A 12,581-nucleotide genomic window follows, 5' to 3' on the forward strand; every position below is an offset into this window, starting at 1 on the left:
CGATCAACGGTGGTCAAATTGGCGCAACGAAACACAGTTCAATCAGCTTCCCTGCCTGGTTCGCCAAGGTCATATATTCCTTGAACCAATGCCATGTGCACGGTTGCGGAAATTTGTAGCACGGGCGCGCGCGTCACTCTGTCTGATGTACCCGAAGTGCTGCTAACTGCGACCAATTCTGAACCTCAGGTTCAGGATGCCGGCCTAGCGGCCAAGGTGGGGACCTATTCAACGGCATCGGGCCATCCCGATGCCGTTTCCTTTTTAAGGTCTGTCTGCATGCCGAACGCGTATGCAGCCAGACCGTCACGCCCTTTCTGCATCGATCACGATCCGTGCAATACTGGCTGATGAAGTCCGAACCGGACGAAGCAAGCATCGACGATCTCGCCCACGCGCCGCAGCACTCGCTGCCATGGACCGGCGTGCGCAACTATCAGGCGCGCAATTTCATGCGCGACACGATGAAGATCGGCGACGGCGTACTGTTCTATCACTCGAGCTGCCCCGAGCCGGGCATCGCGGGCCTTGCCGAAGTGTCGTCGACGCCCTACCCCGATCCCACCCAGTTCGATCCGAAAAGCCCGTATTACGATCCGAAGTCGACGCAGGAAGCACCGCGCTGGCTGCTCGTCGACGTGCGCTTCGTGAAAAAGTCGCCGCTCGTGCCGCTCGCCGCGCTGCGCGAACACGACGAACTCGCCGACATGCGCGTGCTCGCACGCGGCAACCGGCTGTCGATCACGCCGGTCACGCGCGCCGAATGGCGCTTCATCACCGAAAAGCTGATGAAGTAGGCACGCGCAGCAGGCGCACGCAGTAGGCCCGCGCAGCAGGCGCACGCAAGCCAAACGTCAAATCCCGTCAACACGCGCCACCGCCACGGAACTCGCGGCGCGTTCGCGCGGCCTAAGCAACCGCTGTCGCCCGATCTGGCCGACGGCCGTATTTTCGTCGCGCGGCACGCCCGCGTCGCGCACGCGTGATCCGCGTGCGCGCCCTCGCACAAGGAGTCCAACAATGACCAAGAAAACCGCACTCGCGCTGTCGCTCGCCCTCGCCGCCGCCGTGCCCGTCGCGCTGACGCTCGCGTCGCCGGCCGCGCATGCGCAGGCCGCGAACCCGCACTTCCCCGAGCCGGCGGGCGTGCTGTCGCTGTCGTCGCAGGCCAGCGCCGACGTGCCGCAGGACATCATCCACATCACGCTGTTCTACGAACAGCAGGCGAAGGACCCGGGCAGCCTCACGTCCGCGCTGAACCAGCGCGCCGATGCCGCGCTCGCGCAGGCGAAGGGCGTGTCGGGCGTCACCGCGCACACCGGTGCGTTCTCCGTGTATCCGAGCACCGATCGCGACGGCAAGATTTCCGCATGGCGCGGCCGTACCGAAGTCGTGCTCGAATCGCGCGATTTCGCGGCGGCGTCGAAGCTCGCGGGCCAGTTGTCGAACCAGATGCAGATCGCGAACGTCGAGTTCTCGCTGTCGCCCGAAGCGCAGCGCGCGGCCGAGCAGAAGCTCACGACCGAAGCGATCAAGTCGTTCCGCGCACGCGCGGACGAAGCCGCGAAGGCGTTCGGCTACGGCAGCTACTCGATCCGCGACGTGAACGTCGGCGGCGGGCGCAACGTGCAGCCGTATCCGCGCATGATGGCGATGGCCGCGGCGCCGATGGACGCGAAGATGAGCGCACCGATCGCGGTCGAAGGCGGCAAGGCGACCGTGTCGGTCACGGTCAACGGCTCGGTGCAGATGAAGTAACGCACATCGCGCCGCACTCCGCAGATGCAAAAACGCCGGCCCGAGGGCCGGCGTTTTTTCGTTCGCGCTCCTGCGATCGATGCGCATGCCGATCGTCTGCATCGGCATCGCATCAAGCGTCATGCGTCACACCGCACGCGCACGACGCAATCACATCACGCAACCCCATCACGCAGCCGCATTCACCGGACGTCGACGGTAGCCCCACACCAGCAGCGCGATGCCCGCGAGGATCATCGGCAGCGACAGCCACTGCCCCATCGACAGGCCGAGCGCGAGCAGGCCGAGGAAGTCGTCCGGTTCGCGCGCGAATTCGACCGTGAAGCGCGCGAGGCCATAGCCGATCAGGAACAGCGCGGACACCGCACCCAACGGCCGCGGCTTGCGCGAGAAGAAGAACAGCACGAAGAACAGCGCGATGCCTTCGAGCGCGATTTCATAGAGCTGCGAAGGATGGCGCGGCAGCATCTGGTACTGCATGAACACGTCGGCGAGATGCCACTTCTCGACGAGCGCCGGATGCTTCGACAGCCACGCCGCGTCGTCGCGCATCGCGCCCGGGAACAGCATCGCCCACGGCGCATTCGGATCGGTCACGCGGCCCCACAGCTCGCCGTTGATGAAGTTGCCGAGCCGCCCGGCCGCAAGCCCCGCCGGCACCATCGGCGCGACGAAATCGGTGACCTGCAGCCAGTGGCGCTTGCGCTGCCATGCGAACAGCACCATCGCGAGCGTCACGCCGAGGAAGCCGCCGTGGAACGACATCCCGCCCTCCCACACCTTGAACACGTCGAGCGGATGCGAGAAGTAGAAGTCGGCCTTGTAGAACAGCACGTAGCCGAGCCGGCCGCCGAGCACGGTGCCGAGCACGCCGTAGAACATCATGTCGTCGATGTCCTTCGCGGTCCAGCCCTGCGCCGCGACATGCGGCAGCTTCAGGCGGATCCGGCCGACGACGATCGCCGCGATGAAGCCGACGAGATACATGAGGCCGTACCAGCGCACGGCCAGCGGCCCGAGATGGATCGCTACGGGGTCGAAATTCGGGTGAATGATCATGGATTAGCGATGAAGTTTTCGAATGCGGTACGGCGCTCGCACCGGCGCCGCTCCGCGCATTGGACGGCGCCGGCACGCCATCGTTCGCATCACGTGGCGAGACCGTGCGCGCGCACGACGTCGATGAAGCCGGCAAGCACGGGACTGACATCGCCCGTGCGCCACACGAGGCCCGTCTCGACGACCGGCGCGTCGCCGGCGAGCGGCCGGTAGACCACGCCGGTGCGCCGGAGGTTACGCAGCGATTGCGGCACCAGTGCGACGCCCATGCCGGCCGACACGAGGCTGACGATCGTCTGCATCTGGATCGCCTCCTGGCCGATGTGCGGGGTTTCCCCCGCCGCGCCGTAGCAGCCCGTAATGATGTCATAAAAGCCGGGCGCCAAACGACGCGGGAAGATCACGAGCGGCAGCGCGGCCAGGTCGGCCAGATGCACGGGCTCGTCCTCTGGCCCATCGGGCGCCGCGGCCGCCGGCATCGCGACCACCAGCGGCTCGCGCACGACCGGCAGGTACGACAGCCCGGCCGCGTGGCGCGGCGGCACCGGCGGAATCACGAGCCCCGCGTCGATGCGTCCCGCGACGAGTTCGTCGATCTGCACGTCGCTCGTCGCCTCCGCGAGCTGCAGCCGCACCTGCGGATAGCGCGCGCCGAACGCGCGCAGCAGCGACGGCAGCAGCCCGTAATCGGCGGTCGACACGAACGCGAGCGACAGCGAACCGGCTTCGCCGCGCGCGAGGCGCCGCGCAAGCGGCGGCAGCGCGTCGGCCGACGCGAGCAGCCGGCGCACGTCGGGCAGCAGCGCCGCGCCGACCGCCGTCAGCGCGACCGAGCGCTTGGTACGCACGAACAGCGCGACGCCGAGCGCCTCCTCGAGCGCCCGGATCGCCTGCGACAGCGGCGGCTGCGTCATCGACAGGCGCTCGGCCGCGCGGCCGAAGTGGCGCTCGTCGGCAACGGTCACGAAATAGCGCCACTGGCGCAGGTCGGGCGTGGGCTCAGCCATGCTTCACTCATTCGCAAAACGACTTAATAAGCGACAAATAATATATTGGACATCCCAAACCGGACACTCCATTCTTGATCGATCCGAACCGGCGCGCCGTTCGCGCGCGCCACCATACAACGATGGAGTCCCCCATGCCGTACAACCGTCGCTCGAAGCACATCACGCAAGGCGTGGCCCGTTCGCCGAACCGCTCGATGTATTACGCCCTCGGCTACCAGAAGGACGATTTCGACAAGCCGATGATCGGCATCGCGAACGGCCACTCGACGATCACGCCGTGCAACTCGGGCCTGCAGCGGCTGTCGGACGCGGCCGTCGCGGCGGTCAAGGCGGCCGACGCGAACCCGCAGATCTTCGGCACGCCGACGATCTCGGACGGCATGTCGATGGGCACCGAGGGGATGAAGTACTCGCTCGTGTCGCGTGAAGTGATCGCCGATTGCATCGAGACCTGCGTACAGGGCCAGTGGATGGACGGCGTGGTGGTGGTCGGCGGCTGCGACAAGAACATGCCGGGCGGGATGATCGCGCTCGCGCGCCTGAACGTGCCGGGTATCTACGTGTACGGCGGCACGATCCGCCCCGGCCACTGGAAGGGCCGCGACCTGACGATCGTGTCGTCGTTCGAGGCGGTCGGCGAATTCACCGCGGGCCGGATGTCGCAGGAGGATTTCGAAGGGGTCGAGAAGAACGCGTGCCCGACCTCGGGGTCGTGCGGCGGGATGTACACGGCGAACACGATGAGCTCGTCGTTCGAGGCGCTCGGCATGTCGCTGCTGTACTCGTCGACGATGGCGAACCCCGATCAGGAGAAGGTCGATTCGGCCGCCGAATCGGCGCGTGTGCTGGTCGAGGCCGTGAAGCGCGACCTTAAGCCGCGCGACATCATCACGAAGGCATCGATCGAGAACGCGGTGTCGCTGATCATGGCCACCGGCGGCTCGACCAACGCGGTGCTGCACTATCTCGCGATCGCGCACGCGGCCGAGATCGACTGGACGATCGACGACTTCGAGCGCATCCGCAAGCGCGTGCCGGTGCTCTGCGACCTGAAGCCGTCGGGTCAGTACGTCGCGACCGATCTTCACCAGGCGGGCGGCATCCCGCAGGTGCTGCGCATCCTGCTCGATGCGGGGCTGCTGCACGGCGACTGCATGACGATCACCGGCCGCACGATCGCCGAGGAATTGAAGGACGTGCCGGGCGTGCCGCGCGCGGACCAGAAGGTGATCTTCCCGATCGATCGCGCGCTGTACAAGGAAGGGCATCTCGCGATCCTGAAGGGCAACCTCGCGGAACACGGCGCGGTCGCGAAGATCACCGGCCTGAAGAACCCGGTGATCACGGGCCCGGCCCGCGTGTTCGACGACGAGCAAAGCGCGATGGACGCGATCCTCGCCGACCGGATCCGCGCGGGCGACGTGCTGGTGCTGCGCTATCTCGGCCCACAGGGCGGCCCCGGCATGCCGGAAATGCTCGCGCCGACGTCGGCGATCATCGGCAAGGGGCTCGGCGAATCGGTCGGCTTCATCACGGACGGCCGCTTCTCGGGCGGCACCTGGGGGATGGTGGTCGGCCACGTCGCGCCGGAGGCGTTCGTCGGCGGCACGATCGCGCTCGTGCAGGAAGGCGATTCGATCACGATCGATGCGCACCGGCGGGTGCTGCAACTGAACGTCGACGACGCGGAGCTCGCGCGCCGCCGCGCCGCGTGGAAGCAGCCGGCGCCGCGCTACACGCGCGGCGTGCTGGCCAAGTATGCGGCCCTCGCCCGCCCGGCGAACCAGGGCGCCGTCACCGGTTGATGCGGCGCGCGAGTCATGCGACCCCACTTCACGCGGCCGCCCAGGAAACGCGCAAAACGCGTTTCCCCTTTGCTTTTATAATGCGCGGACCGTGAAGCCGGCCGTCCCCGCCGGCGGAGAACCGCATGAAACAAACGATATCGCGCGCGCTGCTCGCGGCGCTGCTGACCGGCAGCGCGGCGGCCGCGCACGCCGACCTGGCCGGCGACGGGCTCGCGCTCGCGCAGCGCAAGAACTGCGTGGCCTGCCATGCAGTCAGCAAGCCGCTGATGGGCCCGCCGTTCCACGACATCGCGGGCAAGTACGCGACGCGCGCCGACGCGGTCGATTACCTCGCGCAATCGATCGTAAAGGGCAGTATCGGGGTATGGGGCAGCGTGCCGATGCCCGCCAATACGCAGCTGACGAGCGCCGAGGCGCACACGCTCGCGCAGTGGGTGATGTCGCTGCATTGAGCCGGATGAACGGGCACCGCCCGGCTCTCTTCGACACGACCGGCCCGTAGATCGCCATCGACAAGGAACGGAACCACACTCGCGTTCCCCTGCACGAAACGATCGTGCACTCAGCCTGAACGACCGGTCCCGCGGCGAGCGATCTCTTCGTCGACCGCGTCGCGGACCCACTCCATCACTTCCGTTTCGAGCGCCAGCGCCACCTCGCGCGTGATCTGGCCGACCAGCCACGCCGTATGGTCGTGCAGCGCGTCGCGGCAGCGGGCCTCGATGGCCTCGCGGCCTTCCCCGGTCAGATAATTCGTCAGCCGATTGCGCAGACGCTCGGCGATATGCTGCGCGTCCTCCGGCGTCAACGCGGCGGCCGGATGCGTGTCCGGCTGCACCACCGCGGCGGCGAGATGATCGGTAGCCAGCTCGTCGGCACCCGGCGCGACCCCGTGCGGCAGCATCGCTTCGCCGGCCTGCGCCGGCACCGCGGCAAAGCCGGGCTGCTGCGCGTCGTCGGCGGCCAGCGCGGAGCGCAGCGGCGCCTGCATCCCGGCCGCTTCCTCGGCCACCACACGCCCGGCGGCACCCGGTAGCGCCGGCGCGTCGCTGTCGCCCGGCAGTTCGACGGTCGGGACGTGCGGCGTCGGCACCGGCTCGACCACCACGAATTCGGGGTCGGTTCCTGTGTGTTCCGGCACGGCGGCATCGTCGCGCGGCGGCATATCGGCCGCGGAAGAACGCGCCGGCACCGGCTTGCCCGGCACCAGCACGTCGGTCAGCGTCGGGATCGAAGAGGATTCGGCTTGTGTCACGGGAAGGCTCCGTCGACGGTTGCGGCTAACTGCCCTGCTTGTAGTTGTTCAGCGCGTAGCCGCGATCGCGGTAGAAGCGATAGCGGTCGCGGCCCGCGGCCAGCTCGTCCGGCGCGTTGCCGACCACCTCGAGCAAGCGCTCGAAGCGGGCGAACTGCGCGGGCACGGCCGCGCCGAGGTTCAGCAGCACATGATAATGCGGCGCCTGGTCGAGATCGGCGGCCAGCACGATCGGCGTGCCGGCCGCGTGCGCGCTGTCGACGCCGCAATGCGGAATGAAATCGAGCGGCGAGAACGTCCAGAGCCGCTCGTCGAGCGCGCGCAGGCGCGCGGGTTCCGCGACCACGACGACCGGCTGCCCGGCCTGATAGGCCTTGCGCAGCAGCCGGCATGCGTACGCGAGCGAATCGCCGACGTTCGAATGGAAATCGATTCGCGTCATTGCCCGCGCACCCGCATCGTCGTGAGACCTGCCATCACTGGCCGGCGCGGTCGATCAGGAACTGCGCGAGCAGCGGCACCGGACGGCCGGTCGCGCCCTTCGCCGCGCCGCCCTTCCAGGCGGTGCCGGCGATGTCCAGATGCGCCCACGGATAGCTGTCGGTGAAGCGCGACAGGAAGCACGCGGCCGTCACGGCACCGGCCGGACGCCCGCCGATGTTCGCGATGTCCGCGAAGTTCGACTTCAGCTGATCCTGGTACTCGTCGTCGAGCGGCATGCGCCACGCCGGATCGTTCGCTTCGCGCGATGCGTCGAGCAGTTCGCCCGCCAGCGCGTCGTCCTTCGAGAACAGGCCGCTGTTGTGGGTGCCGAGCGCGATCACGCACGCGCCTGTCAGCGTCGCCACGTCGATCACCGCGGCCGGCTTGAAGCGTTCTGCATAGGTCAGCGCGTCGCACAGGATCAGGCGGCCCTCGGCGTCGGTGTTCAGCACCTCGATCGTCAGCCCCTTCATGCTGGTGACGATGTCGCCCGGCTTCGTCGCGTTGCCGCCCGGCATGTTCTCGCAGGTCGGCACGATCGCGACGACGTTGATCTTCAGGCCCATTTCGGCGACCGCACGCATCGTGCCGAGCACCGAACCGGCGCCGCACATGTCGTACTTCATCTCGTCCATGGCCTCGCCCGGCTTCAGCGAGATGCCGCCCGTGTCGAACGTGATGCCCTTGCCGACCAGCACGACCGGCGCGGCCTTCGCGGCGGCGCCCTGGTAGTGCAGCACGATGAACTGCGGCGGCTCGACCGACGCGCGCGCGACCGACAGGAACGACCCCATGTTGAGCGCCTGGATCTGCTTCAGGCCGAGCACCTCGGCCTTCAGACCCCAATCCTTCGCGATCTTCTTCGCGGTGTTGCCGAGATAGGTGGGCGTGCACACGTTGCCCGGCAGGTTGCCCAGGTCGCGCGTGAGATCCATCCCGTTCGCCAGCGCGACGGCCTGCTTGACCGCCAGCTTCGCCGCCTTTTCATCGACCGGATCGACGCTGAACACGACGCGCTTGAGCGTGTGCGACGCCGGTTCCGGCTTGCTCTTCATCTGCGTGAAGCGGTAGGTCTCGTTGCGCAGCGCGAGAATCGCCGCGCGCACGCCCCAGTCGGAGCTGCGCTCGTCGACCGGCAGCTGCGCGAGCGTGAACGTGACCTGGACGATCTTGGTCGACAGCAGCGCGCGCCATGCGGCCGTCACCGCGTCGGTGTAGGCTTTCTGATTGAAAGCGTCCTGCTTGCCGAGGCCGACGAGCAGCACGCGCGACGCACCGATGCCCGATACTTCATGCAGGAACAGCGTCTTGCCGCGCTTGCCGTCCATGTCGCCGGCCTTCACCACGCGCGAGATCAGCCCCTTGGTGGCCGTGTCGATGTCGAGCGCCGCGCCCGAAAGGGTTTGCGCCTCGAAGATGCCCAGCACGATGCAATCGGACTTCCCCGTCAGGAACCCCTTGGCCTCGCCTTTGCTCCAATCACAGCCTTTTATGCTAAAGTCCATCGCGCTTGTCCTCGGATAAAATCTGGGCTAAGGATGAAAGCCGCAATTATCCGCTATTTTTCCCGTGGCGGCGCGAGCGCTCCACCACGCGTGCGCAGCCTCCCGCCCTCTTCTCATCAAGAATGATCTTCGAACGCTCCCTCCAGCGCGAGCTTGCGTATACGGCTGGCGCCGTGTTCATGGTGCTGCTCACGATCATGCTCACGACGATGATGATCCGCATCGTCGGCTATGCCGCGTCCGGCGAAATCGATCCGCGGGACGTGCTCGTGCTGATCGGCCTGACCGTGATCGGCTATCTCGCCGTGATGCTCGTCGTCACGCTGTTCGTGTCGATCCTGTTCGTGCTGACCCGGTGGTACCGGGACTCCGAAATGGTCGTCTGGCTCGCGTCCGGCGTCAGCCTCACGCGCCTGATCAAGCCGATCGGCGTGTTCGCCACGCCGCTCATCCTGCTGATCGCGTTCTTCGCGTTCGTCGGCTGGCCGTGGTCGAACCAGCAGAGCAAGATGATCAAGGCGCGCTTCCAGCAGCGCGACGAGATCTCGCTGCTCGCGCCCGGCCAGTTCCGCGAATCGGCGTCGAACCATCGCGTGTTCTTCATCGAGAAGATGTCGCCTGACCAGAGCAAGGTGCAGAACGTGTTCGTCACGTCGACCGAGAACGGCAAGGTCAATATCGTCGTATCGCACACGGGCCACACAGAAACGAAGGACGGCGATCGTTTCGTCGTGCTGGAAGATGGCCGCCGCTACGACGGCACGCCCGGCCAGCCGAACTTCAAGATCATGGAGTTCCAGCGCTACGGCGTGAAGATCACGAGCACCCCGGTCACCAACGTGCCGACCACCAACAGCACGCCCACGCCGGACCTGCTGCGCAACCCGACGCGCGACAACCTCGCGGAATTCGCGTGGCGCGCGGGCTTGCCGCTGATCGCGATCAACCTGATGGTGCTCGGCATCCCGCTGTCGTACCAGAACCCGCGCCGCAGCCGCACGATCAACCTCGTGATGGCCGTGCTGATCTACCTCACGTACTCGAACCTGCTGAACGTCGTGCAGGCGCAGATCGAGCAGGGCAAGATGTCGTTCGGCGTCGGCCTGGTCGGCCTGCATGTGGTTGTCGCGGCGATCGTCGCGCTCATCTTCTGGTTGCGCGTGCGCAACCGTCCGCTGTTGACACGCGCGCTGTTCGGCCGCTCGGGAGCATGATCGATGCGGCTCTATGAAAAATACTTCGCGCGGCAGATCTACGTCACGTTCATCTTCATCCTGTTCGCGTTCTCGGGCCTGTTCTTCTTCTTCGACCTGATCAGCGAACTGAACTCGGTCGGGCACGGCAACTACAAGTTCGGCTACGCGGTGCTGCGCGTCGCGCTGCAAACGCCGTCGCGCTTCTACGAGATCATCCCGGTCGCCGCGTTGATCAGCGCGATCTACGTGTTCGCGCAAATGGCAGCGAACTCGGAATTCACGATCTTCCGCGTGTCGGGCCTTGCGACCAACCAGGCGCTGCGCTCGCTGCTGAAGATCGGCATTCCGCTCGTGATCATCACCTACCTGATCGGCGAATTCGTCGGCCCGTACGCCGACCAGCTGTCCGAACGCGTGCGGCTGCAGGCGCTCGGCGCGTCGGTGTCGTCGAACTTCCAGTCGGGCGTGTGGGTGAAGGACACGCTCGCGGCCCGCGAGAACGGCGAGCAGGTCACGCGCTTCGTCAACGTCGGCAACCTGTCGCCCGATTCGACGATCAGCAACGTGCGCATCTACGAGTTCGACTCGAAATTCCAGCTGCAGAACGTGCGGATCGCGCAGACGGGCCGCTACGAGCCGCCCGGCCACTGGCTGCTCACCGGCGTGACGGAAACCGAACTGACGCCGATCAAGCCGATCAGCGGCGCACCGGCCGACGCGCTGAACCCCGTGTACCGGTCGCAGCAGGTCACGCTGCCGGAATACCGGCTGCGCTCGGACCTGACCCCGCAGATCCTGTCGGTGTTGCTCGTGTCGCCGGAGCGGATGTCGCTCATCAACCTGTTCCGCTACATCCAGCACTTGCGCGAGAATCAGCAGGACACGCAGCGCTACGACATCGCGCTGTGGCGCAAGCTGCTCTACCCGTTCGCGGTGTTCGTGATGCTCGTGCTGTCGCTGCCGTTCGCGTACCTGCATACGCGCGCCGGCGTGGTCGGCGTGAAGGTGTTCGGCGGCATCATGCTCGGCATGAGCTTCCAGCTGCTCAACACGCTGTTCTCGCACATCGGCACGCTGAACACGTGGCCCGCGCCGCTCACCGCGGCGACGCCGGGCCTCATCTATCTCGCGCTCGGCCTGTTCGCGCTCAAGTGGGTCGACCGGCACTGAGCGCCGTCACGACGGAGGCTTCGACATGAGTTCGCACGGCATCGTCCTGTTCGGCCACGGCGCACGCGATCCGCGCTGGGCCGAGCCGTTCGAGCGGCTGGCCGCGCGGCTGCGCGGCAGCGGCGCACCCGCGCCGCACGTGTCGCTCGCGTTCCTCGAACTGATGACGCCTTCGCTCGACACGGCCGTCGCCGCGCAGGTCGCGGCCGGCTGCACGCGCATCACCGTGGTGCCCGTGTTCTTCGGCCAAGGGGGCCATGTCCGTCGCGACCTGCCGCAGCTCGTCGACGCCTGCCGGGCCGCCCATCCGAATGTCGAGATCCGTTGCGCGACGGCGGTCGGCGAAGACGACGGCGTGCTCGATGCCATCGCACGCTACTGCATCGACCAGCTCGGCCGCAACGCGTAGCCGGATCAGCGGCACCAACAAAAAAGCGCCGGCTTCCGCCAGCGCTCATTCGAATCACCCACCGCGAAGCCGAGCGGCTGCCGCTCGGGAACCGCTACGTCGACTCAAGCCGCATTGCGCAACGCATCGCCCGCTTTCGCGGGTCGCACGCGTTCGGCGAATGCATCGCCGATCATCAAGAGGCTCGGCTCCGCCGGATCGAGCCACGCCTGCGCGTCGCCCGCCGCCATCTGCGCGAGCGTCAGCGTCAGCGTGCGTTCGCGCGCGGTGCTGCACGCCTCGACGATCGCCACCGGCGTCGCGGGCGCACGGCCCGCGTCGATCAGCTCCTGCGCGATTCCCGGCGCGCTGTCGCGGCCCATGTAGTAGACGATCGAATCGGCGCGCGCCGCCTCGCGAATCTCGTCGCTGCCGGGTGCGCGGCTGTGCGTCGCGAACGCGACGCTGCGCGACACGCCGCGCAACGTCAGCGAGCGCTTAAGCGTCGCCGCGCCGGCCAGCGCCGCGGTGATGCCCGGCACGACCTCGAAGTCGATGCCGGCCGCCTCGAGCGCACGCATTTCCTCTTCGGCGCGACCGAACAGCATCGGGTCGCCGCCCTTCAGCCGCACGACGCATGCATGCTCGCGCGCCGCGTCGACGATCTGCTTGTTGATGAAGTGCTGCGCGGTCGAACGCTGCCCGCAGCGCTTGCCGACCGCGATCTTGCGCGCGTTCGGCGCGTAGTCGAGCATCGCCTGCTCGACGAGCGCGTCGTGCAGCACGACGTCGGCTTGCTCGAGCAGCCGCGCGCCGCGCACCGTGATGAGGTCCGCCGCGCCCGGCCCTGCTCCGATCAGATACACCTTGCCCATGTTTGTCGCTTCGCTTCGGTTCTGCCCGTGCGGACGGCGGCCGGCCCGCGCCGCCACGAGGGCGGCGCGCAACG

Annotated in this window: 13 protein-coding genes and 1 other RNA gene; 8 read left to right on the top strand and 6 right to left on the bottom strand. The window is 67.3% G+C overall.

Annotated elements, in window-relative coordinates:
• The first annotated feature begins 45 nt into the window (after positions 1-45).
• The 3 genes from ssrS to BAMB_RS12675 all read left to right on the top strand — a co-directional run bounded on the left by ssrS (position 46) and on the right by BAMB_RS12675 (position 1,758).
• Positions 46-227: non-coding RNA, 6S RNA (gene ssrS, locus BAMB_RS33140), on the top strand.
• Between the two features lie 108 nt (positions 228-335).
• Positions 336-797, top strand: a complete 462-nt coding sequence (locus BAMB_RS12670; RefSeq protein ID WP_006750008.1) for an EVE domain-containing protein — start codon at positions 336-338, stop codon at positions 795-797.
• 223 nt (positions 798-1,020) lie between these two features.
• A complete protein-coding gene (locus BAMB_RS12675) occupies positions 1,021-1,758 on the top strand; it encodes an SIMPL domain-containing protein (RefSeq protein WP_011657672.1) in 738 nt (245 codons plus the stop codon).
• 168 nt (positions 1,759-1,926) lie between these two features.
• Here BAMB_RS12675 and lgt read toward each other — a convergent pair whose 3' ends face one another.
• Together lgt and BAMB_RS12685 are read right to left on the bottom strand one after the other, a co-directional pair.
• Positions 1,927-2,817, bottom strand: a complete 891-nt coding sequence (lgt, locus tag BAMB_RS12680) for a prolipoprotein diacylglyceryl transferase (protein WP_011657673.1) — start codon at positions 2,815-2,817, stop codon at positions 1,927-1,929.
• An 89-nt stretch (positions 2,818-2,906) separates the two neighbouring features.
• The gene (locus tag BAMB_RS12685; protein WP_011657674.1) at positions 2,907-3,824 is read right to left on the bottom strand and encodes a LysR family transcriptional regulator; all 918 of its coding nucleotides are present in this window, start codon (positions 3,822-3,824) and stop codon (positions 2,907-2,909) included.
• Positions 3,825-3,958: 134 nt separating this feature from the next.
• Here BAMB_RS12685 and ilvD point away from each other — a divergent pair, with 134 nt between their 5' ends.
• Both ilvD and BAMB_RS12695 read left to right on the top strand, forming a co-directional pair.
• Entirely contained in the window at positions 3,959-5,632 is a 1,674-nt protein-coding gene (gene ilvD / locus BAMB_RS12690) for a dihydroxy-acid dehydratase (RefSeq protein WP_011657675.1), read from the top strand.
• A 125-nt stretch (positions 5,633-5,757) separates the two neighbouring features.
• Complete coding sequence (locus BAMB_RS12695) at positions 5,758-6,087, top strand: c-type cytochrome (RefSeq protein WP_011657676.1); 330 nt, start codon at positions 5,758-5,760, stop codon at positions 6,085-6,087.
• A gap of 110 nt (positions 6,088-6,197) precedes the next feature.
• On the opposite strand, the gene BAMB_RS12700 is transcribed toward BAMB_RS12695, so the two are convergent.
• The 3 genes from BAMB_RS12700 to BAMB_RS12710 are packed head-to-tail and all read right to left on the bottom strand — an operon-like array spanning position 6,198 to position 8,878.
• Positions 6,198-6,890, bottom strand: a complete 693-nt coding sequence (locus BAMB_RS12700) for a DUF2486 family protein (protein ID WP_011657677.1) — start codon at positions 6,888-6,890, stop codon at positions 6,198-6,200.
• A gap of 25 nt (positions 6,891-6,915) precedes the next feature.
• The gene (locus BAMB_RS12705; protein ID WP_011657678.1) at positions 6,916-7,332 is read right to left on the bottom strand and encodes a DNA polymerase III subunit chi; all 417 of its coding nucleotides are present in this window, start codon (positions 7,330-7,332) and stop codon (positions 6,916-6,918) included.
• Positions 7,333-7,366: 34 nt separating this feature from the next.
• A complete protein-coding gene (locus BAMB_RS12710; protein ID WP_011657679.1) occupies positions 7,367-8,878 on the bottom strand; it encodes a leucyl aminopeptidase in 1,512 nt (503 codons plus the stop codon).
• A gap of 122 nt (positions 8,879-9,000) precedes the next feature.
• Between BAMB_RS12710 and lptF the strand changes: the two genes are divergently transcribed.
• The 3 genes from lptF to BAMB_RS12725 are packed head-to-tail and all read left to right on the top strand — an operon-like array spanning position 9,001 to position 11,653.
• On the top strand, positions 9,001-10,092 hold the full coding sequence (gene lptF / locus BAMB_RS12715) for an LPS export ABC transporter permease LptF (protein WP_011657680.1): 1,092 nt from the start codon (positions 9,001-9,003) through the stop codon (positions 10,090-10,092).
• 3 nt (positions 10,093-10,095) lie between these two features.
• Positions 10,096-11,244 (top strand): LPS export ABC transporter permease LptG, encoded by a 1,149-nt coding sequence (gene lptG, locus BAMB_RS12720; protein WP_011657681.1) that lies wholly within the window; start codon positions 10,096-10,098, stop codon positions 11,242-11,244.
• Between the two features lie 25 nt (positions 11,245-11,269).
• The gene (locus BAMB_RS12725) at positions 11,270-11,653 is read left to right on the top strand and encodes a sirohydrochlorin chelatase (RefSeq protein WP_011657682.1); all 384 of its coding nucleotides are present in this window, start codon (positions 11,270-11,272) and stop codon (positions 11,651-11,653) included.
• Positions 11,654-11,757: 104 nt separating this feature from the next.
• Here the strand turns inward: BAMB_RS12725 and cobA are convergent, their stop codons facing one another.
• Entirely contained in the window at positions 11,758-12,507 is a 750-nt protein-coding gene (cobA, locus tag BAMB_RS12730) for a uroporphyrinogen-III C-methyltransferase (protein ID WP_011657683.1), read from the bottom strand.
• Between the last annotated feature and the right edge of the window lie 74 nt (positions 12,508-12,581).

It is taken from the genome of Burkholderia ambifaria AMMD (genome assembly GCF_000203915.1).
GTDB classification, from domain to species: Bacteria; Pseudomonadota; Gammaproteobacteria; order Burkholderiales; family Burkholderiaceae; genus Burkholderia; species Burkholderia ambifaria.

What these genes read in the sequence shown, in the direction of transcription:
- BAMB_RS12675 (WP_011657672.1), top strand. Translation starts at nt 1,021, where the DNA reads ATGACCAAGAAAACCGCACTCGCGCTGTCGCTCGCCCTCGCCGCCGCC.
- lgt (WP_011657673.1), bottom strand. Translation starts at nt 2,817, where the DNA reads ATGATCATTCACCCGAATTTCGACCCCGTAGCGATCCATCTCGGGCCG.
- BAMB_RS12685 (WP_011657674.1), bottom strand. Translation starts at nt 3,824, where the DNA reads ATGGCTGAGCCCACGCCCGACCTGCGCCAGTGGCGCTATTTCGTGACC.
- ilvD (WP_011657675.1), top strand. Translation starts at nt 3,959, where the DNA reads ATGCCGTACAACCGTCGCTCGAAGCACATCACGCAAGGCGTGGCCCGT.
- BAMB_RS12695 (WP_011657676.1), top strand. Translation starts at nt 5,758, where the DNA reads ATGAAACAAACGATATCGCGCGCGCTGCTCGCGGCGCTGCTGACCGGC.
- BAMB_RS12705 (WP_011657678.1), bottom strand. Translation starts at nt 7,332, where the DNA reads ATGACGCGAATCGATTTCCATTCGAACGTCGGCGATTCGCTCGCGTAC.
- BAMB_RS12710 (WP_011657679.1), bottom strand. Translation starts at nt 8,878, where the DNA reads ATGGACTTTAGCATAAAAGGCTGTGATTGGAGCAAAGGCGAGGCCAAG.
- lptF (WP_011657680.1), top strand. Translation starts at nt 9,001, where the DNA reads ATGATCTTCGAACGCTCCCTCCAGCGCGAGCTTGCGTATACGGCTGGC.
- lptG (WP_011657681.1), top strand. Translation starts at nt 10,096, where the DNA reads ATGCGGCTCTATGAAAAATACTTCGCGCGGCAGATCTACGTCACGTTC.
- BAMB_RS12725 (WP_011657682.1), top strand. Translation starts at nt 11,270, where the DNA reads ATGAGTTCGCACGGCATCGTCCTGTTCGGCCACGGCGCACGCGATCCG.
- cobA (WP_011657683.1), bottom strand. Translation starts at nt 12,507, where the DNA reads ATGGGCAAGGTGTATCTGATCGGAGCAGGGCCGGGCGCGGCGGACCTC.